Raw genomic sequence first — 21,889 nt, forward strand, 5'->3', positions numbered from 1 at the left:
ACTCATAACTCATAACTTATCACTCCTAACTTTAATTTGACTTGGGCCGAGAAAACTGAGAAGGTGGCTTGAAGTTTTCTACTGGTACGTTCTTAAGTGCCTTCTCCATAAAATCTTTCCAGATGGGAGCAACCATACCGCCACCCGTAGCACGGCTAGCTAATTGTCTGTTGTCGTCCCTCCCTACCCAAACAGCAGTCGTTAGCTGTGGCACAGTGCCAACATACCAAATATCCTTTTCTGAGGAAGTTGTACCTGTCTTACCAGCACTTGGACGAGCTATTGCAGCACCTTTACCAGTACCACTAGTAACTACCGTTCGCATCACATCGATAATTGCTGCCGATGCCCAAGGATCGAGAACTCGCTGGGGTTTAGGAGTGTTATCTAATAACACGTTACCACTACTATCGGTGACACGGGCAATTACAGTGGGTGGAGATTGCCAGCCATAATTAGCAAAGGTAGCATAGGCACTAGCCATTTCCAAGGGAGTAACACCAATTGCACCCAGAGGCAGGGAGGTAACAGGTTCCATCGGACTCATAATGCCCAAGGTGCGGCAGGTTTCTATGACTCTATTCATCCCCACAGCCTTACCAATCTTGATCACAGGAATGTTACGTGACTGGGCTAAAGCTGTGCGGATTGGCATAGCTCCGCTAAAACCCCCATCATAATTTCTGGGAAAGTACCAACCGTCACCATCTCGATAGCTGACTGGGGAATCTACCACTGTTGAGTCTGGCCCATACTTACCAGTAGCAAAAGCAGTATAATATACAAACGGTTTAAAAGAAGATCCAGGCTGACGTTGAGATTGAGTTGCACGATTGAATTCACTGGTCTTAGGATCTACACCGCCCACGAGGGCTTTAATAAAATGCGTGCGCGGATCAATTGCTACCAAGGCGATTTGATTCTTAGATAATCCTTGCCCAAGGAGTGATTTATGCCACTTAACGACAGTTTCCTCTGCCATGATTTGGAACTTGGCATCAACTGTAGTTTGCACCCGCATCCCGCCTTTGAGTAGTGTCTCACGCCCAAACTTTTTAGCCAACTCCTGCGCTACAGTATTGGTTATATAAGGTAGGGCACTACCTTGAAAGGATTTGATTCTACCAAGTTTGATTTCTTGCTTGAGGGCATTGTCGTACTCTGACTGGTTAATCCAGTTCAATTTCAGCATCCGTCCCAATACTTCTTTTTGTGTCTGTTTTGCCAGCTTCATACTCGCAAACGGGCTGAATTCTTCTGGTGCTTGGATCAAACCCGCCATCATTGCTGACTCACCTAAGCTTAAATATTCTGCTGACTTATTAAAGTAACTGCGGGCTGCCGTTTGTACACCATAATTGTTATGACCCCAATAAACTTGATTGAGGTACATTTCTAAAATTTGGTCTTTAGTGAGAATTTGTTCTAACCGAATTGCCAGCACGCCCTCCGCTAACTTGCGGGTAAAGGCACGCTTGCGAGACAAAAATAGGTTTTTTACCAATTGCATAGTAACAGTAGAGCCACCCTCTTTGACTCCACCTGCTACAGCGTTAACTACTACAGCACGGCCAACACCAGTGGGGTTAATACCGTGGTGATCGTAGAAGTGGCTATCTTCACTTGCTAATACCGCCCGTTTTAAATTCGGGGAAATTCTATCTAGGGGTACGACTTCCCGGTTGGCTTCCCCGTGAATACTGGTTAAGAGTTTGCCCTTAACGTCATAAATGTAAGTCGTTTCTGAGGGAAAGAAGTTACGTAGCTGTCTTACATCTGGCAAATTACGGAAACTGATGGCTAAACCAACCAGTCCTCCGGCTACAATGGAACTTGCCAGCATGGTGATTGAGAGGAGAGTACCGCCAGTTACCTGACCGACTCCTTTCAAAAACTCAAAACCTGATGAAGCCCGACGCTGTGGCTGTTTATCTTCAAAAGTCCTAGACGACGACACGGCTATTTCACTTCCTCACTTGTAAATTTAACTGTAATTGATTGGGTGAAGCAAGGCGGTTAATTTTTTGCAATTATAGTAGTTTGGCAGATGAGAAAGCGGATAAATTGCAAGTGTTTATAACCAACTTAACTTCTAGTGTGCAAAACATAGCTAACAGTGGATTTTCTAGTATGACGCAAGATTTTGCTTGGCTGCGTCGTGGTGTGGTAGAAGTTTTCCCACAACCAACTGATGTTAACAGTGAAAGTCTAGAAAAGCGCTTGTTAACTACAAACCAACCTTTGAGGATCAAATTGGGCATTGATCCTACAGGTACTGATATTCATCTTGGTCATAGCATACCAGTACGGAAACTGCGAGCGTTTCAAGATGCAGGCCATATAGCAGTTCTGATTATTGGCGATTTTACAGCACGCATTGGCGATCCAACAGGTAAATCTGAGGTGCGTCGTCAGCTTACAGAAGCAGATGTAGCCCAAAATGCTCAGACTTATCTTGACCAAGTACGTCCTATCTTGGATTTTGACACAGCAGGAAGGTTAGAAGTGCGTTATAACTCCGAATGGCTCTCTGGGCTAAACTTAGAGAAAATTTTGGAGTTACTCTCCACGATGACGGTGGGGCAGATGTTAGCGAAAGAAGGATTTGCCGATCGCTATAGAAAAGAGAATCCAATTTTTATCCATGAGTTCCTGTACCCGTTAATGCAAGGTTTTGATTCCGTTGCCGTTGAAGCAGATGTGGAATTGGGAGGGACTGATCAAAAATTTAACATTGCTGTGGGCAGAGATTTGCAGCGCCATTTTGGTCAAAAGCCACAGTTTGGGATGCTGCTGCCAATTTTGATTGGCACGGATGGGGTGCAAAAAATGTCCAAGTCTTTAGGTAATTATATTGGGTTGTCGGAACATCCGGGGCAAAAATATCAGAAGTTACAAGGTGTTCCAGATAATCTGCTGGAGGAGTATTTTGAACTGCTAACGGATTTACCTTTGGATAATCTGCCAGAAAATCCCCGCGATCGCCAGACACTTTTAGCATGGGAAGTTGTCAAACAGTACCACGGCGAAACAGCAGCCCAAGAGGGGAAAGAAGCAGCGCAAAGTGGCGGTAAGGAAGGTGCAGTTCCAGAATTCTCTCTAGCTGAGGTATCGCAGTTTCCGGTTAAGTTAGCGTATATTCTCAATGCCACTGGCTTGTGCAAAAGTACAGGGGAAGGAAAGCGGAAAATTCAAGAAGGTGGAGTGCGCTTAGATGGCGATCGCATTACTGATGTTGATACTACTTTTGCTGATCTTGCCCAGTTACAAGGTAAGGTTTTACAAGTTGGGAAAAATAAGTTTGTCCGTTTAGTGCCTTAAATGGGGAATGGGGAGTAGGGAATGGGGAATAGTGAACAGGCAGAACAACGAGTTATTGTGGCATTGGATGTGCCAGATGAACAAAGTGCGATCGCTCTTATAGATCAACTTCCGCAAGTTAATTTCTGGAAAGTCGGTTTAGAGTTGTTTACCAGCACTGGCCCGAAAATCCTAGAAGAACTAAAGTCCCGGCAAAAGCGCATTTTCTTGGATTTAAAGTTTGATGATATCCCCAATACCGTTGCTGGTGCTTGCCGGAGTGCAGCTAGATACGGGGTGGACTTACTGACAATTCATGCTACTGCTGGTAGAGATGCCCTGAAAGCCGCAACTGAGGCGGCACAGGAAGGGGCTGCAAAAGCAGGTGTACAACCACCAAAGTTAATTGCGATTACTTTGCTAACGAGCATTTCTGCTAGGCAGTTGGCATTTGATTTAAAAATACCTCTGGAATTGCCAGAATATGCTCTAGAAATGGCCCTGCTGGCTCAAGAATCTGGTATGGATGGGGTAGTTTGTTCACCTCAAGAGGTAGCACAGTTGCGACAAACTTGTGGAGATGACTTTTTGCTTGTTTGTCCAGGGGTTAGACCAACTTGGGCAGACAAAGGCGATCAACAGCGATCGCTCACTCCAGCACAAGCAATTATTGCTGGTGCAGATTATCTCGTGATTGGGCGTCCCATTACTACTGCTACTGAGCCGGAGTTAGCCTGGAAAAGGATTTCTGAGGAGTTAACCACGGTGGCATGAAGCTAAAAGTCAGTAAGAAGCTGGGGGATAGGATGCAGGGTGTAGGGGAGAACAATCTTACCTCTTCGCTCAAAAAGAAAAATTATAGTTGGCTTTTAGCTTGTGGCTTCTGGGTTTTAGTATCAAATAGCCTTGCTTACCCAGCGTTCTCGATAAACCTCACCCGTAACCTCTCTGCGCTAGCAGAAAAAGAGAATGTCAACGGTGGGGTGAAGTCTTTGTGTTCTGAGCAAAATTTAGAAACATTAACTATACAGCTACTGCAAGATTTGCCTAGTTATACTAATCGCGCTAGTCAACGCGCCCGCCGCCTCAGAAGAAGCAGTGATGTTTACAGTTATATGCTAATGGCAGGAAGACCTGAGTTTACTCCTTTGCCCCTTAACCTTGAAGAATATAGTGCAGACGCGTCTAAAAGTTCTGCATTGGGAGTTGAGCAAGTTTTCTTTACTACCTTGGAGCGGCAATACATAGGAAAGAAAGCGGTAGAATTGCAGGAATTCCACTGGATATTGTTGACTAAAACTAAAACTGGTTGGCGTTTAGTGATGATGTTTTCTCAAATTGGTTCTTATTCAGGACAGCAGCCAGTATCTCCGCCACGCGATAGTAGTAACGGCACTGTTGCCCAAGGAGTTAAAACCTGGTTACGCGATTGTCAAGCTGGAAGTGTACGTCATAATAATTCGTAATTAATAATTCGTAATTCGTAATTACCACATAACTAAAGTCGGAGAGAAGTTGGATAGCAGGTTTCCTCGGCTCCAAACTTCGGAGGGCTTGAAACAAGTGAATTTATTAATTACGAATTACGAACTACGAATTACGAATTATTCGGTCAATAAAACCTAATTCTAAATCTTCGTAAATTAGGAGAATATTAAATAATGTCTAAAATACTTACTCAAATTATTTATGAACAGGATTATCACTTGTGGCTAGAAACTACGTTGAAACAGTTGCAAGAACGAGATTTAGAGCATCTTGATTGGGATCATTTGATTGAGGAGATTGAAAGATTGGGTAATGAACAGAAACACAAGCTTGAAAGTTATCTACTGCAACTTCTCAAACATTTGCTTTTGTATCAACATTGGAGTCTTCCTGAATGTAAAAATCATTGGGAAGTGGAAATTGATAATTTTCGGGTGGAATTTAGGAAATTAACCAAATCTAAAAACCTCTACAACTATCTGCTCACGGTACTTGAAGAAGTCTACATTGATGCGCTACGACAAGCAAAAAAGAAAAGTGGATTGAATTGTTTTCCACAAACTTGCCCTTATAGCATTGAGCAAATTTTAGATGTGGATTATTTACCACCATTTATTTATTGATAAGGTGTATAAGTAAGAAAATTGAAGAAGAATTCAGAAGTCAGAATTCAGGAGTCAGAATCAAGACGCTCGCGGACTCGCTAACGCTGCGCTATCAGTCGGGGATTCAGACCCGCGACTGAATTGTTGCACCACCAAATTTTCAATTTGGTGGGGGTGCAAAAACGCCGATTATTCATCCGCCAGTCATACAGAATACCCAACTGAATTCTGACTCCTGACTCCTGAATTCTGTTCGATAAGTAAAAAAATTTTTGATGAATAAACTCAAAAACTCTATTGATAAGAGCTTTAACTAGTTCCGTGGGTTTAAGTCCCCCGGTTCAATAAAAATTTTGTTTTGTGTTGGGGTTAAATCCCCATTACAAAACAAAATTTACGAAAGCGTTGCGGGGCGAAGCCCATTACGAATTATGAATTACGAATTACGAATTACGAATTACGAATTACGAATTATTTAAGAGCTATTTATTACTTTGAAATCCTCTTGCGCGGTATAGCCCTTAAAGGTAGGCAAACTTCCAGCACAGTGGACTAGTACAACGGGCGCGGAAATAAACATACCATTTTAAATGGCGCAAGAAGCTCGGAATACAATTATGCGTGAATGCGTGAATGTGTGAATGCGTGATTTTTAACTTCTGCCTTGCGGTACTAGCTTGTATCAGTGTAATTGCGCCTATATCTATGGGAAGATTTTGAGGATAAATAGCTGATAAATAGCGAAAAAAAAGCAGACATTATTTAAAAACGAAGGCTGGCTTGAATTTAATCGTTGTGACTCCCGTTTTTTGGCGATAACATGTAAATAAGTTTACTTCAAGCTTCTCAAACCGCGTTTGGCGTCATTTTTTTATGGAGATTCAGTTAATCAATATCGGTTTTGGTAACATTGTGTCTGCCAATCGAGTAGTTGCCATTGTCAGTCCAGAGTCTGCCCCGATTAAGCGGATTATTACCGATGCACGGGACAGGGGTCAACTGATTGATGCAACTTACGGTCGGCGGACTAGGGCCGTAATTATCACCGATTCCAGCCACGTAATTCTGTCAGCGATTCAGCCGGAAACGGTAGCGAATCGCTTTGTGATTTCCCGCGATCATCAAACTGTAGATAATTGATTAAGAGTGGATTAACAATTTCACTTCTATTTGCACCACATCAGCAGTACTATGTGAATTAGACAAGTTTTCTGTCACCCTTGCTACAAATTCTTTAGTCACTAGTACAGCGCGGCGTAAATAAGCCACCCATTTGAAATGTCTAAAACCCTTACGGAACAGTAATTACGAATTACGAATTACGAATTACGAATTACGAATTACGCAAAGCGGTACTAGTGGACTTGGCCAGGAACACAAGACTAATGAATAATATCTATTGATTGATTCACAGATTGAGGGGATGATGCCAGTTTTACCCATCCAGAGTATTGCTACTACCGAAGAACGCTTACATTTAGGCAGGTTGATTGTCTTAACTGGCCCCAGTGGGGTCGGTAAAGGCACTTTAATGCGATCGCTCCTAAAACGTCATCCAGAACTGTATTATTCCGTATCCGTGACGACTCGTTCTCCCCGTCCGGGAGAAATCGATGGCAAAGATTATTACTTTATCAGCCGCAGTAAGTTTGAACAATTACTTGCTGAAGGTGAATTTTTAGAATGGGCAGAATTTGCTGGGAACTATTATGGCACTCCCCGTGAAGCTGTAATTAACCAAATTCATTTTGGCAAGTTGGTAGTGCTAGAAATTGAGTTAGAAGGAGCAAGACAAATTCGTGCTTCCTTCCCCAGTGCCTTCAGCATTTTTATTTTACCGCCTTCTTTTGATGAATTAGAGAAACGGATACGCGATCGCGCCCAAGACTCTGAAGAAGCGATCGCCCGTCGTCTACTCCGCGCCCAAGAAGAAATTAAAGCCGCAAATGAATTTGATATTCAAATCGTTAATGACGATTTTGAAACTGCTTTAAATGACATTGAAACGGTTTTGTTTAAATAAGTTAGGAGTTAAGAGTTAGAAGTTATGAATTTAAACTCCTAACTCCTGTACAGACGCGATTAATCGCGTCTGTACTGCTACTCCTCATTTCTAAATTAACCAAATAAACCCTGAATTACTCCCAGGTTACTAGTCAAAAAGTAAGCAACTACTGCACCACCAATACCACCAATTAAGAAAGAACTGGCAAAGTTGTTCCAGCTTTCTTTAGAGTTAAAAGCATCTACCGGAGGGTTGGGTACGGTAACGCTAGGAAGTGCTTTGGGTGGATTGCTACTGGCATACAGAGATAGTCCCGCCGTAAGAACAACAACCAAGCCAATGGCTGCCAATAACCCAGCTAAGTTTGCATTATCTGTATCCCGCAGTGGCCCCAATTTGGCAAAGGGGCCAAATATCCAGTAACCATGAGCCATACCAACTTCTAGCCCGCGTCTGGCAGGAGTTATACCAGGACGATAAGCTGGCAAGTTATTAATGAACCACTTGCTCAAAGGAGAAGCATTAATCGGGGTTTCTAGATTACCCTTCTGCGGATCGCGAAATGCGGGAAAAACAACTTCCCGATTTCTGGGATCGCTGGGAAGATTCTTTGATGCATCTACTGCTTGTGCCATATTTTATGTTCGCCTCTAAATTAAAATGGTGGCATTTTTATATTAATAATAATTGTAGCTAAAGATGGCTTTTGCTTAATAAGTTTAGAAAAATTAATTTAGCTACTTTAAAAACAGTGAAACTCGCGATCTGTAAACAGTATCACGAGTTTCAAAAAACTATTTTTGCTGCGTATTTTAGTGATAATTCTGCCTAAATAAGCTGAATATATCAACTACACAATATTAGGCAAAAAACAAGACATTCATTCAACTGTCCTAAATCCCATTTTCCACTTATGGCAGTGGGTGGAAAAGTAGATCGGGGAAAAAGCGATTGAACTCAATCAAGATACCGGCTGTGATGAACAGCCATATCGTAGTTGCCACTGGCGCTGTAGTAATAAACTTAACCAAATAGGATGATTGGTTCTCTTTGTCTGCCATGAATTTAGTCTCCAAAACAATTAGTTAAGCTGATTTAGCGTGGGGAAATGGGAATTTCTGTATCCTTGGCTGTTAATTTTCCAGACAACAACTCTTGGAGTGCTGCTACTGGCCAAGTAAAGCCTGACGCTATTATGGGTAATGCCAAACCAAGATCGATTTGGATTTCTTTTTGTTCAGTGTTCGGATCTTTTTTGACCGCTTGCAGATAGGCACGACCTACCCAGCCAATCCAACCAGCAATATATAGAAACAGAATGCTGGGGATCAAAAAGTCACCAGCATGATCTAGACGGCCATCAACAATCAAGTGAGGGTAACCCTCAGGGCCGCATAGCTCTTGAGAATAACGCTCAAACCGCTTTCTCCCAGATTCAGGATCAGCGGTGGTATTACGGGCATTAGCAGCTAGCTGTTGAAAAGCGGGATTATCCTTGCACGGTGTCAAATTAGCCCCTAAAGCTTTTGCTGGGGAGGCAAAATTGAACCAAAGACAAATCGCTAAAATCAAAGCAAACAATCGTCGCATAGAGTTGTTTCCTTTTACTACAAAACAAAAAGTTTTATGTACAAAACGAAGCGGCTTGTACAATGTTTATTTGCATAACTAGGAAGTCATCATACTCTTGGGTGGGAACCGAGTAAAGTTTAAGTAAATAAAAGTTAAAGCTTCTCAACTAAGATGAGTGGGGAGTGGGGAATGGAAAATGGGCAGTGCTGAGGATAATAATTGTTGTAGTAGGGTAGTTATGGAGTGCTGAGTATAAGAATTTTCATTGTCCGGTAGTAAACAAGCAAGATTTTGTTTGTGCTACTCAAAACTCAGGACTCATAACTCGGAACTCCCTACTCCCCAGTACAGACGCGATTAATCGCGTCTCTCCTACTCCCCACTCCCCACTCCCAATGACAACCGTTTTAGCAATAGAAACCAGTTGTGATGAAACAGCAGTCGCAATTGTTAACAATCGTAAAGTTTGTAGCAGTATTGTAGCCTCGCAAATTCCAGTCCATCAGCAGTATGGCGGGGTAGTGCCAGAAGTCGCCTCTCGTGAACACTTGGAAACGATAAATGTTGCGATCGCTCAAGCCTTAGAGCAAGCCCAACTAGACTGGGAGAAAATTGACGCAATTGCCGCCACTTCTGCTCCTGGACTTGTAGGAGCGCTGTTGGTGGGGTTAACTGCTGCCAAAACCCTGGCAATGGTACACAACAAACCATTTTTGGGAGTTCATCACCTTGAAGGTCACATTTACGCAACTTATTTGAGCGAACCAAGTTTAAATCCCCCTTTCTTGAGTTTATTAGTTTCTGGCGGACATACAAGCTTGATTTATGTCAAAGATTGTGGTAATTACGAAACGCTAGGACAAACTCGTGATGATGCTGCGGGTGAAGCCTTTGATAAAGTGGCACGATTATTAAAGCTGGGTTATCCGGGTGGCCCAATAATTGACAAGTTAGCACAACAGGGAAATCCCCAAGCCTTTGCTTTACCAGAAGGAAAAGTTTCTTTACCTGGTGGGGGGTTCCATCGTTATGATGCAAGTTTTAGTGGATTAAAAACGGCTGTATTGCGTTTAGTGCAGCAGTTAGAGAAAGATGGTGGACAAGTACCAGTGGCAGATATAGCAGCTAGCTTTCAGGAAACCGTCGCGCGATCGCTAACAAAAAGAGCGATCGCCTGTGCCCTAGACTATGGTCTAGACACAATTGCAATTGGTGGCGGTGTAGCAGCGAATAGCGGCTTGAGAAAAAACCTCCAAGCCGCCGCCGTTGAACATAACCTACGCGTCCTATTCCCACCTCTAAAATTCTGTACCGATAATGCCGCCATGATCGGCTGTGCCGCCGCCGAACATCTATCTCGTGGTCATACATCCCCCCTCACACTAAGCGTTGAGTCTAGGTTAGCCCTTACCCAGGTGATGAAGTTGTATCAACCTGTTGAGTAGTCATTTGTCATTAGTCATTTGTCATTGGTCATTTGTCATTTGTCATTTGTCATTTGTCAGGAGAGAAAAACTTTCTGTTTGCTCCAATGCCCAATGCCCAATGCCCAATGCCCTATGCCCTATGCCCTATGCCCTATAACTATTGACCGAATGTGATCAGCCACTGCATCCGGCTGTTCTAACATAGCCAGGTGTCCGCAATTAGGAATTTCCAGAACATTGTCACCACAATATTGGAACAGTCTGTGAAAGCTAGCTAAATGGCGCACATACTTGGGTTCCATAACCTTATCTTCGACACCAGCCAAAAAATAAACTGGTTGCTTCAATTGGGATACTAGTTCAGGTAAACGATTGATTTCTTCTTCAGTTGTGGAGTCTAACAGACTTCCCAGAGCCGCTTCTGGGTCAGCCACAACAAAATCTATTACCCGTTGACGTGCCCAATAGCGTCCCAAAGGACGAGCGACACTGGCTCTGGTAAACAGCAAATCAATCAAAGGTACTTGGGATAGCCAGCGCGGGCGGACTTGCAAAAATTTCTGACCCGCCGAGCGAAACTGCTCAAAGGCTTCTTTGAGGTAAATGCCACCGCCAGCGTTGATACAGATGACTCCCTTAACACACTCAGGTATTTGATCTGCTCCCCAAAGAGCGATCGTCCCACCCAAGGAGTGACCAATGAGCCAAGCACTGTTAATATTCAGCTGTTTCAGGAGAATTGCTAAATCCTGAGCATACGCAGCAGGAGTATAAAGAGAATCGATTGTTGAGCCAAGCGCACTACTGGAAATGGGCGTCAGGCTCAAAGACGTTTCTGCCCGACTAAAATCGGTTTTTACCTGAGACTGGGATTCACCAAAACCCCGCAAATCATAAGAAAGGCACTGCAAATCATCTGATAGACGGGAAATCACAGGTTGCCAATATCCACGGCTATTAAGCCAACCGTGGATAAATACTAAAGCATGGGGGCAGGAAGTGGGAGCCGTTAGCTCGTATGCGTGTGGAACGCCCAAGATTTCGATAGTTGCCATACTTATATCGTACCCCTAAGGGCGGGTGCGACTAAATACGGAGTGCGAAGAGTTAGGAGTACAGACGCGATTAATCGCGTCTGTACAGGAGTTGTTAATTTTTAACTCATAACTCCTAACTCCTAACTTTTTTCATTTATCCAGCAACCTCTGTCGCACCCCATCAGCAATTTTGTGACCCAGATATTCAGGAATAAGACTTTCATTGGGCCCCAACAAGTAGAGAATTAGCCGTGTACGTCCGCGCCAAACCAGTAAATTTGCATTGACTACCAGCAGGTCTTCCTGCCAGATGGCGTACATCACTTTGTAAAATAATCCTGGTTGATTATCGGCTTCAATCATTAGGGCAGGGAGATGAAAGACCGGATCTACATAGAACTCAGTTTGTACCTGCTCTAAGCCAGTATCAAGATTGAATTCTACTGCCAGCATCTCTTCTACCTCAAACCGACCTCCTAAAGCTTCGCGAATAGCACGACAGACATTTTCTGCGGTTTTCTCGGTCAAGGCTTTACTACCACGAGATACCAACAGTTTAATAAAAACTAACATTGGCGGACGGATCTGACCGTATAGACTCAGACCGTGAATAGTCAACCCATAAGCTGCTAGTACACCAAAAATATCGCTGAGAAGAAAAGACTGGTTGCGGTAAGCAAAATGCAGGGCACTTTTGCTACCTTCAGGTTTTAACTCAATAACAGCACGTCTAGTTTTATAGAGACGGTAGGCTAGCCGCAAATTTTGCAGTTGAATCTCACTGCTGACGAATTGCTCATAAAACTGGGGAAACGCTCGGTTAAAGCGTTTTAGGAGTTCCAGTGTCGAAGATTTTAAACCAGAAGCCATTGTTAAGGGTAAGACTCGCTTGCTTTCATCACTTGGGGACTAGAGACTGGGGAGAATTTTCTCAAATACTCAATGTCTTGTATACAATTCACTCCTAAGCTAACGTGCATTTAGCTCTATACGAGCAATTGCCAGGATTAGGTTTTTCCATTTTGAATTTTGAATTACAGCAGTTTGCTTTTTAAGCGAGGTACAAAATGCAAGACTCACGCCTCAGATATTCAGACTGCCTCAAAACCCGCAGCTTTCTACTTCATGCAAAAGAAAACTGCTGTATTTATATCCTTACCCTTTTGGTGAATTTCTCCTAGCCTCTACAACAAAATGCTAAAGTTGAAAATGATTGGTGTGAAACACGCCCTAACTAGCTGTTACCATTGCAAATCCCGAAAACAACCGAAAAAATTTGAGTGTAAAAGGGTAGTAGATGGGGGTAGCTATGTTAGACGTGAATCAACACTCCTGAGAGTGGAAACCAATTCAGTTATACTACCCGAACCACGTTGGCATGGGTTTTTGGAAAACTTGGTTTAGTACTCCTGAATCTGTAGCGCCTAGTAGGACAAACCCCTTTGAAGAATATAGAGCCGATGCTGCGGGCAACTCCAACTCCAGCAGTCTGAGCGAAGCTTCTTCAAAGGAGACTCGCATCGTCTTCAGTACGGAACGAGACATTGACCTGTATGAGCTAGAAGAACTCTGTGATGCAGTTGGTTGGTCGCGTCGTCCTCTAAGAAAAGTGAAAAAAGCTATTGAGCATAGTTTTCTTGTCGCCTCAATGTGGCAGGTAAGAGGAAACCAAAAGCGGCTCATTGGTTTTGCCCGTGCTACCTCAGATCACGCGTTTAATGCCACTATTTGGGATGTGGTGGTTCACCCAGACTTTCAAAGTCAAGGACTGGGCAAGGCACTGATGAAATACGTTCTCAAAAAACTTAGGAGTGAAGAAATTAGTAATGTCACTCTCTTCGCCGACCCCCATGTTGTAGATTTCTACCGAACTATGGGGTTTATGGCTGATCCGGAAGGCATTAAAGGCATGTTCTGGTATCCTCACTAGCGCTTAATCAAAATAAAACCCGATTTACGCAATAAAATCAGGTTAAATAGTGAAAATCTATGATTTTGATGTGGTTTTGCTTTTTTTCTGCCGATGAAGGCGCAAGTATCTATTTTGTAAAACTAAGTCGGCAAAAAACCTTTATCAGTTAAGACTTACGCAAAATATTTCTCAAACTCTGATTTCTCCGTGCCCTCTGTGCCTGGAGCGGTAGCCGGAGGGCAAGCCCTCCGGGTGACGCTCGTACCTCTCTACGAGACGCACTCGCGAACGCTTTCGCTGCCCTAACAGCAGTCGCTCATGGGGGAAACCCCCTTCTCTACGAGACGCTACGCGTTGGCGTTAGCCTCTCCCAATGTGAGAAGACCGCGCTGCTTCACCGCTTTGCGTCTACGTTATTCCGTAACTCATGCGTAAGTCCTATCAGTGAAACAATGTAATCTATCTTGTCTTTGGCAAAGGATAAAAAAGATTAGCATAAACGGTCTAATGTGATATAGTTACCTTAATGCTTTTGGTAAGGCGCGATCGCTTTGATGGGATAAAACCAAACCACAAAAAGCAGATAAGTCGAAACGGGATGTAGCGCAGCTTGGTAGCGCGCCTGCTTTGGGAGCAGGATGCCGCAGGTTCAAATCCTGTCATCCCGATTTTTTAAATAATTAATATGCTTAACAGCTAAGGCCGATTGGCTAAGGCTCTGTTGCTAAGATGTGCAATTAATTTGTACATTTTTACGGATAATAACAAATTGCCTGTTATAGTGTTAATTTGGCTGTTGAAGCCTAACAGGCAAATTTCGTCTTTATGCAGTAAGATATTCCTGACACTAAGCTTTGTGTAGATTTGAGAAAATATTAAAGCAAGCGCGATGGAACGATTGATTAAGTAATAGCGTCACCCGATATTAGAGAAAGCCGATAAAATGGCATTTATCATCTCCAATGTCAAGAGACAGAGAGACTTTTGACGGTTTGAAAAGACATAATAATAGGCATCTACAGGATTTCGTAGTGAATAACAAAACGAAATCGATAAAAACACAAATTTAGCACAGTCGATTTTTCAAAATGCTACTATAGCAACCCTAAATAGTTGCGGAATATTGGATTTTGACCGTTGACGGTTAACACCCAACCTCAACGCGCACAATGAATTTTTCACAATTTAAATAGATTGCTATATAACTAAAGCTAGTTGGTGCTGTGCAACATCCAACCATTTGTTTAATTTAATTGGACTATTAATGCGAGGAGCAGTCATGAAATCATTTATTCGCTTGGGCGCAACATTGGGTTTAGTAGGGAGTACCCTGCTGGGGACTGTTTTTCTGGGAAATGTTCCAGTGCTGGCATTGCCAGAACAACAAATAAAAGAAAAATTGGATGCTGTACCAGTATATTTGATTACAAATGATAAAGGTATACCACTGAGTCGTACCCTGTCAGAAGGTCAAAATGGTCAAAAAGGGGGTGCTTCGGTAACAGATGTTTATCTAAGTCACCAAGAGGCTCAAGCCTTTATTACCGAGTTGCGGAATGTTAAAGGCAAAGATCCAAAGATGGAAGAATTGGTGAAAAGCGTACAGGTGACAGCACTGCCTTTAGGAGTCATTTATCAGCAACTGCAACAAACAAAAAATCAGCCCAACCGTCTTGTATTTGCCTTTAAACCTGGAGATCAAGACATTCGGGGGGCAATGGACTTGCTGCGCCAAAGCGGTCAGAAGGTAGAGCAGTTTAAGAGCGTACCTGTTTTTGCTGTCCGATTTGCACCAGATAAAGGATATGTATCAGTTAACCTGACAGCTAATAATCAGCGGCTTATTCCTCTATTTTTGAGTAAGCAAGACGCACAAGGTTTATTGAGCCAAGTTAAGCAAAAAAATCCCAAGGCTGACATTCAGGTACTAGAAGTAGATGGAGTTATCGATGCTTTACAAAAGAAAAACGATGAATGGCTCAAACAAGTGGTTCTAGTGCCTTCCCAAGAGTCAAGAGAGTATATCATCAGGACGCAACCTAATAACGCACCCAAGACCCCCGCAACCAATCGCAACAATTCACGTCCTCCGGCCGCACCCAAAAAATAAGCATCCCTAGCATTACCACATGGCGGATAAACAGCCAAGGGTAGTTTCTGGTTTACAACTATGGCAGTGGCGCAATACTGCTCACCAAGCAGCGATCGCCACTGATGTCCCACCAGCCGAGGTAGATTGGCTGCTCCTAGAAGTTGCTGGGTTAGACCGCTTGGCACTGCGTTTGGAGTCTTTTAAAAACTGGCCCCAAATTCACCTGCAATTGCCTCTAGAAGAGTTAGATCGTTTGTGGCAAAGGCGATTAAATGACCGCTTACCAGTGCAGTATATTGCCGGAGTTACACCTTGGCGTAACTTTCAAATTGCAGTGTCAAGTGCGGTTTTGATTCCCAGACCAGAGACAGAATGCTTAATTGATTTAGCTTTAGCATCTGCTAGTAATGGCTCAGGACACTGGGCTGATTTAGGCACTGGGAGTGGAGCGATCGCACTGGGATTAGCAGATGTCTTGCCAGCAACAATTCATGCTGTTGATTACAGTTTAGAAGCTCTGGCGATCGCCCAAACCAACGCTCGTAATTTAGGTTTTGCTGACCGGATTAAATTTTATCAAGGTTCCTGGTGGGAGCCACTGACATTCTTAAAAGGTCAGTTCAGTGGTATGGTGTCGAACCCCCCTTATATACCCACCAGTACCTTACCTACCCTGCAACCAGAAGTAGTTAACCATGAACCACATCTAGCTTTGGATGGTGGCACTGATGGCTTAAATTGCATTCGCCATTTGATAGAAATTTCTTCCAGCTATTTGCAACCTGGTGGCGTGTGGTTAATTGAGATGATGGCAGGACAGGCGGATGCAGTGCGAGAACTTTTACAAAATCAAGGTAGCTATTGTAAAATTCAAATTCACGCTGATTTAGCTGGAATTGAACGCTTTGCCGTAGCTTATAAAAGTTAGGAGTGATGAGTTATGAGTTATGAGTTATGACAATTCCTCACTCGTAACTTCTGTACAGACGCGATTAATCGCGTCTCTACTCTTAAATTTGTAAACATGACACAAGTTTCTTTAACAAATCTAATAGCTGGCGCACGCGCTGGCTTGTTGGTGAGCTTTCCCACCGATACTGTTCCTGCACTTGCAGCGATACCAGAAAAAGCAGGATTAATTTTTGCGGTGAAGCAACGCAGTCAAGACAAACCTTTGATTTTGATGGCTGCTAGTGCTAAAGATTTGTGGCTGTATATCAAAGGTAGTGAGGACGAGTATAAAGTTTGGCAAGAAGTAGCAGACAGATATTGGCCAGGAGGGCTGACATTAGTGTTGCCAGCGAGCGATCGCCTACCAAAAGTTATGAACCCTATTGATCATACGACAATTGGGATTCGAGTCCCAAACAGTGCGATCGCCCAAACTATTTTGGCGCAAACAGGCCCACTTGCTACTACTAGCGCCAATTTTTCTGGTCAGCCGCCTTTGCAAACGATGGCAGAAATTGAGGTTCAGTTTCCCAAGGTTCTGACTTTAGATTACCAGAGTGAAATATCAGGGGTGGGTGTACCTTCCACCGTTGCTAAATGGACAGGAATAAATTGGCAGATTTTGCGGCAAGGTGCGATAAAGTTAGATATTTCGAGTGATAACCAAATATAGGTCGCTATAATGTTGTCTTCCTGGTTTTAGCAACAGAGAAATCTGGAACTTTAGTTTGCGCTGTTGTGGTCAATTAACAAGTTAATAATTGCCAAATTATGAATTGGAGCAACTGGATATATCTAGGAGCAGGAATAGCACTAGGTATGATTTTCCGTCAGTTATTTGCGCGATGGCTACGCCCAGAGCAGGCATCGCCTAATGTTTCATCTAGCTCATCTCCAGTAGCGCCATTAGATCAAGAAGATATGCTACCAATATCGCAACAGCTACAGCAAACGCAGCTGGCATACCTTATGGCAAGGGAAATGAGCCAGTTTAAAGCTGGTTTTTTGGCGCGGACTACCCATGAATTGCGATCGCCCCTCAGTGGTCTGATAGGCTTGCATCAGTTAATTTTGTCGGATCTGTGTGAAGATCCGGCTGAAGAGCGAGAATTTATTGCCCAAGCTTACGAGCGAACCCTGAAGCTACTCAAGCTGATGGATGAAATTCTCAGCGTTGCCAGAACTGAACACGGTACTAATAAATTAGATATTCAGCCCAGACCGTTAGCACAAGTTTTGGAAGATGTTCATAAATTAACTTATATGCTGGCGGCCAATCGCAATTTTCCCTTGGAATTGTTACCCGCCGACCCAGAAATTTATGTTTTGACAGATTACCTCTGGCTCCGCCAAATATTGATAAGTTTAATAGATACTGCCATTACTCAAATGGAGGAAGGCAGCATCTGTATTTCTAGCAGCACAGTACCTACAAGTAATTGTGTACACATTTGGTTGGATGTACCAACCCATGCCATACCTTGGAGCGAAGCGATTGATTTGATTAAATCTGAAGATCAGCCGATCCAGATTGACCAAGGAAACGCTGCTCTTTCCCCAGGAATGAAGCTATTAATCAATCAGACTCTGGTGGAAGTTATGGGAGGAAAGTTAGAAATCCTGCCCTCGACGATTGCGAAGGAATCACATCAAGAGATTAGCAGATTACAAATCTCTATCCCCCTAGTGATTCCTGAAGCTGAACTTTTGTAGGAGGAACGAAAGCAAGGTTAGGTTGGTTGCATAACACCATCGTAGTCGTGGTGTTGGGTTGAAAACCAATCTTTTCGTAGAAACCCTGCTGGTGAGTAGTCATCAGGTAAACGCGCTCAACCCACTTCATGCGGGGATGACTCAAAACGGTTTCTACTAATTTACTTCCCAGCCCACTACTTTGATACTCTGGATGAATCACAACATCCCAAATTGTGGCGCGATAGATGCCATCAGATGTTGCTCTAGCAAAGCCAATGAGTCGATCGCGAAGGCAAACGGAAATCACTGGCTCACTGTTGGCAATGGCTATACCTAAATCTTCAATACTGCGACCTTTTGCCCAGAAAGCTGAAACGTTTAACAGTTCTTGGAGTTGGTAAAGGTCAATTTCAGACTTGCGTTCGCTAAATTGAATCTGAGACTCGTTCATGTATGGCATCCAGTTTTGGCAATACCTTTGTATGGTTAAGTCATATTTTGCAAGAAAATATATTCAACGAGAAAGAAAGTTTAATGCAATACAGTTCAGTTAAGCATTTATTTCTTCTCTCAGTGCCGCGCCAGTTGCTTCAAGTCTCTTAACCGCAAGGGCGCACTGGCTTCTCTGCGCCTAATAAGGTTCGTTAAAAAACTTGACTTTGCCAAAAGGTTTTAGCCTTAACTGAACCGTATTGAAGTTTAATGACAAACCCACTTCCATAGAGGATGAGTTGGCCCCTGCTGACGTATCCGATAAACTTGTGTTTCTAAACGTTGTTTTTCCTGCTGTGGTAGTCCGAGTAAGATATTTCGACTTTGCCAAACTAAAACAGCAGCAGTCATTCCAATACAAAAGGCTAAACCGAAGGTAGACAGTGGATGGTAGAAGAGTCCATATCGCACCGCTACCCAGGTAAAATATTGTTGCCACAGAGAAATTTCTGCACGTAGACCCCACAAGCTAACAGGCGCAATGGTGAGCCACAAAAAGCCGACAAACAGCCACCTGCCATATATTGTCAGCTGGTGTAGCCTTTGTACTTGTTGAGCAAACGATGGGTCAGATTTTTCCAAGTCTGGGCCAGTAATCAATGGTTCTTCCGGTTGATCCATAGGGGAATAAAATTCCAAAGCATAGGTGAGCAATTCAAAATCAGTAAACCAATTGTGAAATGCACACAAGTTTAACTATCCTGGGAACTGGTAGATGTATCAATCGGCTCTAAGCTGTCTACCACTTGAGATTGACCCCTTTCTCGCCACCAAGTAAGGAGAGTACTGGCGATGAAAATACTTGAATAAGCTCCCATCGTGAAACCAATAATCAAAGCTAAAGAAAAGTTTCTCAGTGTTTCTCCGCCAAATAGAAAGATCGCAGATAATGTTAGCAACACGGTTAAGGTCGTATTGATTGATCTTGTCAGGGTTTGGTTAACCGCATCATCTACAATTTCGGCAATTGGCTGTTCAGGATTGATTTTAATGGTTTCCCGAATGCGATCGTAAATCACCACTGTGTCGTTGACTGAGAAACCTGTGATGGTAAGTAAGGCGACGATAAAAAGGCTATCTACTTCGATACCCGCCACCAAACCCAAAATTGAAAAAGCCCCTACCGTGATCAAGATATCGTGCAATAGGGCAACGATCGCAAACACCGCATAATCCAACTGGAAGCGGAAGGTCATATAGATAGTAATACCGATGAAGGAAACTATCAGAGCCAATACCCCGGATCTAAACAGTTCTTTTCCCAAGGTGGGGCCAACGGAGTCAATTTGGTTTTTTTGCGGATCAAAAACACCAATTTGTTCGCTTAAAGCATTTTGCAAGTTGGTGCGCTGATCGACACTTAAATCTTTTGACCGAATTAATACACCATTTTCTGCCCCATTTTCCGAGACAAGTTGGATGCTGCTATCACCAAGTCCCTGTGCTTTTGCGACTTCCCGAACAGCGTTGATATCAATTGGTTTGTCGCAGTTACCGGGTTTGGTGCAATCTCGGACAAACTGCAACCGTGTACCACCGATAAAGTCTAAACCGGGACGTAGGGGGGAGCGAATATTGGGTTGTTGCCAAGAAATCACCATTGAGATGATACCGGCAAGAATAATAGCAGCAGAAATAGCCCACCAAAGCGATCGCGATTTGTTTATACTCAGTTTCATTGAGCCACCTCTGCCTTCTTCGACACTGGCAGGTTTGGACAGAAAAGTTCTGTCTTCCGCAAAGAAGGAATTGAAATTGCCAAAAACAGCAATGTCCGACTACAGGTAATTGCGCTAAACATACTCACACCCACTCCCAAAGCTAAGGTCAGTGCAAAGCCTTTGACTAAACCAGACCCCAGCCAAAACAGGGCAGCACAAGCAATCCATGTAGTGACATTGCTATCTAAAATACTAGAAAATGCTCGGTAAAAACCAGATTCCACAGAACGATACAAAGATTTACCAGCCCGCAATTCTTCCCGCGTCCGTTCAAAAATTAGCACGTTGGCATCAACCGCCATCCCAATACTGAGGATAAAACCGGCAATTCCCGGCAAAGTTAGGGTGACACCCAATAAAGCAAAGGTTGACCAAGTTAAGAGGGAGTAGATCACTAGTGACACATCCGCAATCAGTCCTGGTAATCGATAATAAAACACCATGAATATTAATACTAAAGTTAAACCACCGACCCCAGCATAAATACTGCTTTGAATACTATCTTTACCCAAAGTTGCCCCTACTGTCCGCCTTTCTGCAATTTCTACTGGTACGGGTAATGCACCACCACGTAGCTGCACGCCTAAATCATTGGCTTGTTGTGCGGTAAACCGTCCTGTAATTATGGCAGAGCCACCACTAATACCTGCGGTGGCAAATTCTATGCCCACGGTAGGAGCGCTGATCAGTTCATTGTCTAGAAAAACACCAATGCTACGCCCAGTACCAGCAAGATTTTTTGTCAAATTGGCAAACAGTTGACCACCCTGTTGGTCGAAGCGAATGGCAACATGCCAGTTGTCACCTTGACTGGGTTCACCATAGGCATCCTTGAGGTATTTGCCAATTAGCGGTGGATTGGTGCTTTCAAACAATTCTGCGATCACTTGATTATTTGAAAGCAAATCTTCTTGATTCTTGACAATTGCTGTTTTGTCAGTACTCTTTCTCAACTCTTCTTGTTTGACTTTCAATTCGGCTCTAGATGTTTGAAAAGCAAACAGTTGGGTTTCTGTATTCGGCTTTTGGGTGCGAAATTCTAACTGCGCCGTACCGCCTAGCACCCGTTCGGCTTGCTCTGGGTCATTAACTCCTGGTAGTTGCACCAATATTTTATCTGCGCCCACTGTTTGGATCAATGGCTCAGAAACACCCAGACCATTAATCCGACCTTCGACAACTTTCTTTACACCTTCCAATTCTCGTTCGGTGATTTGGGGAATATCCGCTGATGGTTTCACCTGAATTGTGAGCTGTGAGCCTCCGCGCAAGTCCAGCCCAAGAGGTATCGGAATTGTAGCAATCACCGTAATAGCGGCGATTATCAGGACTAAAATCAAAATTAATAGCGATCGCTGTCTTTGCATACCATAACTCGCAACTGACAAAGGCTATAATAGCGCTCTTTTGAGGAGTTATGAGTTAGGAGTTATGAGTTAGGAGTTGTGAATTAGGAGTTGTGAACAAAAATGTAAATGTTTGGGCTTTGGTTGCTAATTTGTTGAGAGTTAGGAGTTTTGTGAATTAGGAGTTAGGAGTTGTAAATTCAAGATTAAATTCTTAACTCCTCACTCCTAACTTTTAACTCCTAA

At 43.3% G+C, this 21,889-nt stretch carries 22 protein-coding genes and 1 tRNA gene; 13 read left to right on the forward strand and 10 right to left on the reverse strand.

The window, feature by feature from the left end; translation table 11 throughout:
• Positions 1–31: 31 nt before the first annotated feature.
• Positions 32–1,957: a transglycosylase domain-containing protein gene (locus tag LC653_RS02865; RefSeq protein WP_229492497.1), complete on the reverse strand. Its 1,926-nt coding sequence runs from the start codon at positions 1,955–1,957 to the stop codon at positions 32–34.
• Positions 1,958–2,130: 173 nt separating this feature from the next.
• On the opposite strand from LC653_RS02865, the gene tyrS reads away from it, so the two are divergent.
• The 6 genes from tyrS (at position 2,131) to gmk (ending at position 7,416) form a co-directional block, all read left to right on the forward strand.
• Positions 2,131–3,321: a tyrosine--tRNA ligase gene (gene tyrS, locus LC653_RS02870; RefSeq protein ID WP_229492580.1), complete on the forward strand. Its 1,191-nt coding sequence runs from the start codon at positions 2,131–2,133 to the stop codon at positions 3,319–3,321.
• Positions 3,322–3,342: 21 nt separating this feature from the next.
• Entirely contained in the window at positions 3,343–4,074 is a 732-nt protein-coding gene (gene pyrF, locus LC653_RS02875) for an orotidine-5'-phosphate decarboxylase (protein WP_229492498.1), read from the forward strand.
• The gene (locus LC653_RS02880; RefSeq protein ID WP_308189014.1) at positions 4,071–4,766 is read left to right on the forward strand and encodes a hypothetical protein; all 696 of its coding nucleotides are present in this window, start codon (positions 4,071–4,073) and stop codon (positions 4,764–4,766) included. Before pyrF ends, LC653_RS02880 begins: the two co-directional genes overlap by 4 nt.
• A gap of 195 nt (positions 4,767–4,961) precedes the next feature.
• Positions 4,962–5,411, forward strand: coding sequence for a DUF29 domain-containing protein (locus LC653_RS02885; protein WP_229492499.1), 450 nt, complete (start codon positions 4,962–4,964; stop codon positions 5,409–5,411).
• 855 nt (positions 5,412–6,266) lie between these two features.
• On the forward strand, positions 6,267–6,533 hold the full coding sequence (gene remA, locus LC653_RS02890; RefSeq protein ID WP_012410221.1) for an extracellular matrix/biofilm regulator RemA: 267 nt from the start codon (positions 6,267–6,269) through the stop codon (positions 6,531–6,533).
• Positions 6,534–6,816: 283 nt separating this feature from the next.
• Positions 6,817–7,416 (forward strand): guanylate kinase, encoded by a 600-nt coding sequence (gene gmk, locus LC653_RS02895; protein ID WP_229492582.1) that lies wholly within the window; start codon positions 6,817–6,819, stop codon positions 7,414–7,416.
• A 95-nt stretch (positions 7,417–7,511) separates the two neighbouring features.
• Here the strand turns inward: gmk and LC653_RS02900 are convergent, their stop codons facing one another.
• From LC653_RS02900 to LC653_RS02910, 3 genes are all read right to left on the reverse strand, one after another.
• On the reverse strand, positions 7,512–8,033 hold the full coding sequence (locus LC653_RS02900) for a photosystem I reaction center protein subunit XI (protein ID WP_229492500.1): 522 nt from the start codon (positions 8,031–8,033) through the stop codon (positions 7,512–7,514).
• Between the two features lie 276 nt (positions 8,034–8,309).
• Positions 8,310–8,459, reverse strand: a complete 150-nt coding sequence (gene psaJ / locus LC653_RS02905; protein ID WP_229492501.1) for a photosystem I reaction center subunit IX — start codon at positions 8,457–8,459, stop codon at positions 8,310–8,312.
• Positions 8,460–8,493: 34 nt separating this feature from the next.
• Positions 8,494–8,988: a Photosystem I reaction center subunit III gene (locus LC653_RS02910; protein ID WP_229492502.1), complete on the reverse strand. Its 495-nt coding sequence runs from the start codon at positions 8,986–8,988 to the stop codon at positions 8,494–8,496.
• Between the two features lie 377 nt (positions 8,989–9,365).
• On the opposite strand from LC653_RS02910, the gene tsaD reads away from it, so the two are divergent.
• Positions 9,366–10,415: a tRNA (adenosine(37)-N6)-threonylcarbamoyltransferase complex transferase subunit TsaD gene (gene tsaD / locus LC653_RS02915; protein WP_229492503.1), complete on the forward strand. Its 1,050-nt coding sequence runs from the start codon at positions 9,366–9,368 to the stop codon at positions 10,413–10,415.
• 119 nt (positions 10,416–10,534) lie between these two features.
• Here tsaD and LC653_RS02920 read toward each other — a convergent pair whose 3' ends face one another.
• On the reverse strand, positions 10,535–11,452 hold the full coding sequence (locus LC653_RS02920) for an alpha/beta fold hydrolase (RefSeq protein ID WP_229492504.1): 918 nt from the start codon (positions 11,450–11,452) through the stop codon (positions 10,535–10,537).
• Positions 11,453–11,584: 132 nt separating this feature from the next.
• Positions 11,585–12,304 (reverse strand): hypothetical protein, encoded by a 720-nt coding sequence (locus LC653_RS02925; RefSeq protein ID WP_229492505.1) that lies wholly within the window; start codon positions 12,302–12,304, stop codon positions 11,585–11,587.
• Between the two features lie 508 nt (positions 12,305–12,812).
• Here LC653_RS02925 and LC653_RS02930 point away from each other — a divergent pair.
• The 6 genes from LC653_RS02930 (at position 12,813) to LC653_RS02955 (ending at position 18,102) form a co-directional block, all read left to right on the forward strand.
• A complete protein-coding gene (locus LC653_RS02930) occupies positions 12,813–13,364 on the forward strand; it encodes a GNAT family N-acetyltransferase (protein ID WP_100899858.1) in 552 nt (183 codons plus the stop codon).
• A 576-nt stretch (positions 13,365–13,940) separates the two neighbouring features.
• A tRNA-Pro gene (locus LC653_RS02935) sits at positions 13,941–14,014 on the forward strand.
• A gap of 611 nt (positions 14,015–14,625) precedes the next feature.
• On the forward strand, positions 14,626–15,456 hold the full coding sequence (locus LC653_RS02940) for a Tic22 family protein (RefSeq protein WP_229492506.1): 831 nt from the start codon (positions 14,626–14,628) through the stop codon (positions 15,454–15,456).
• A gap of 19 nt (positions 15,457–15,475) precedes the next feature.
• On the forward strand, positions 15,476–16,366 hold the full coding sequence (prmC, locus tag LC653_RS02945; protein WP_229492507.1) for a peptide chain release factor N(5)-glutamine methyltransferase: 891 nt from the start codon (positions 15,476–15,478) through the stop codon (positions 16,364–16,366).
• 96 nt (positions 16,367–16,462) lie between these two features.
• A complete protein-coding gene (locus LC653_RS02950) occupies positions 16,463–17,062 on the forward strand; it encodes an L-threonylcarbamoyladenylate synthase (RefSeq protein ID WP_229492508.1) in 600 nt (199 codons plus the stop codon).
• A gap of 98 nt (positions 17,063–17,160) precedes the next feature.
• The gene (locus LC653_RS02955; RefSeq protein ID WP_229492509.1) at positions 17,161–18,102 is read left to right on the forward strand and encodes a sensor histidine kinase; all 942 of its coding nucleotides are present in this window, start codon (positions 17,161–17,163) and stop codon (positions 18,100–18,102) included.
• Here LC653_RS02955 and LC653_RS02960 read toward each other — a convergent pair.
• The 4 genes from LC653_RS02960 to secD all read right to left on the reverse strand — a co-directional run bounded on the left by LC653_RS02960 (position 18,065) and on the right by secD (position 21,664).
• On the reverse strand, positions 18,065–18,535 hold the full coding sequence (locus tag LC653_RS02960; protein ID WP_229492510.1) for a GNAT family N-acetyltransferase: 471 nt from the start codon (positions 18,533–18,535) through the stop codon (positions 18,065–18,067). The two genes, LC653_RS02955 and LC653_RS02960, sit on opposite strands and share 38 nt — an antisense overlap.
• Positions 18,536–18,783: 248 nt before the next feature.
• On the reverse strand, positions 18,784–19,197 hold the full coding sequence (locus LC653_RS02965; protein WP_229484500.1) for a hypothetical protein: 414 nt from the start codon (positions 19,195–19,197) through the stop codon (positions 18,784–18,786).
• 71 nt (positions 19,198–19,268) lie between these two features.
• Positions 19,269–20,255: a protein translocase subunit SecF gene (secF, locus tag LC653_RS02970; protein ID WP_229492511.1), complete on the reverse strand. Its 987-nt coding sequence runs from the start codon at positions 20,253–20,255 to the stop codon at positions 19,269–19,271.
• On the reverse strand, positions 20,252–21,664 hold the full coding sequence (secD, locus tag LC653_RS02975; RefSeq protein WP_229492583.1) for a protein translocase subunit SecD: 1,413 nt from the start codon (positions 21,662–21,664) through the stop codon (positions 20,252–20,254). The genes secF and secD overlap by 4 nt, the downstream gene beginning before the upstream one ends.
• Positions 21,665–21,889 lie beyond the last annotated feature (225 nt).

Source organism: Nostoc mirabile CHAB5784 (assembly GCF_020829645.1).
Taxonomy (GTDB): domain Bacteria; phylum Cyanobacteriota; class Cyanobacteriia; order Cyanobacteriales; family Nostocaceae; genus Nostoc; species Nostoc mirabile.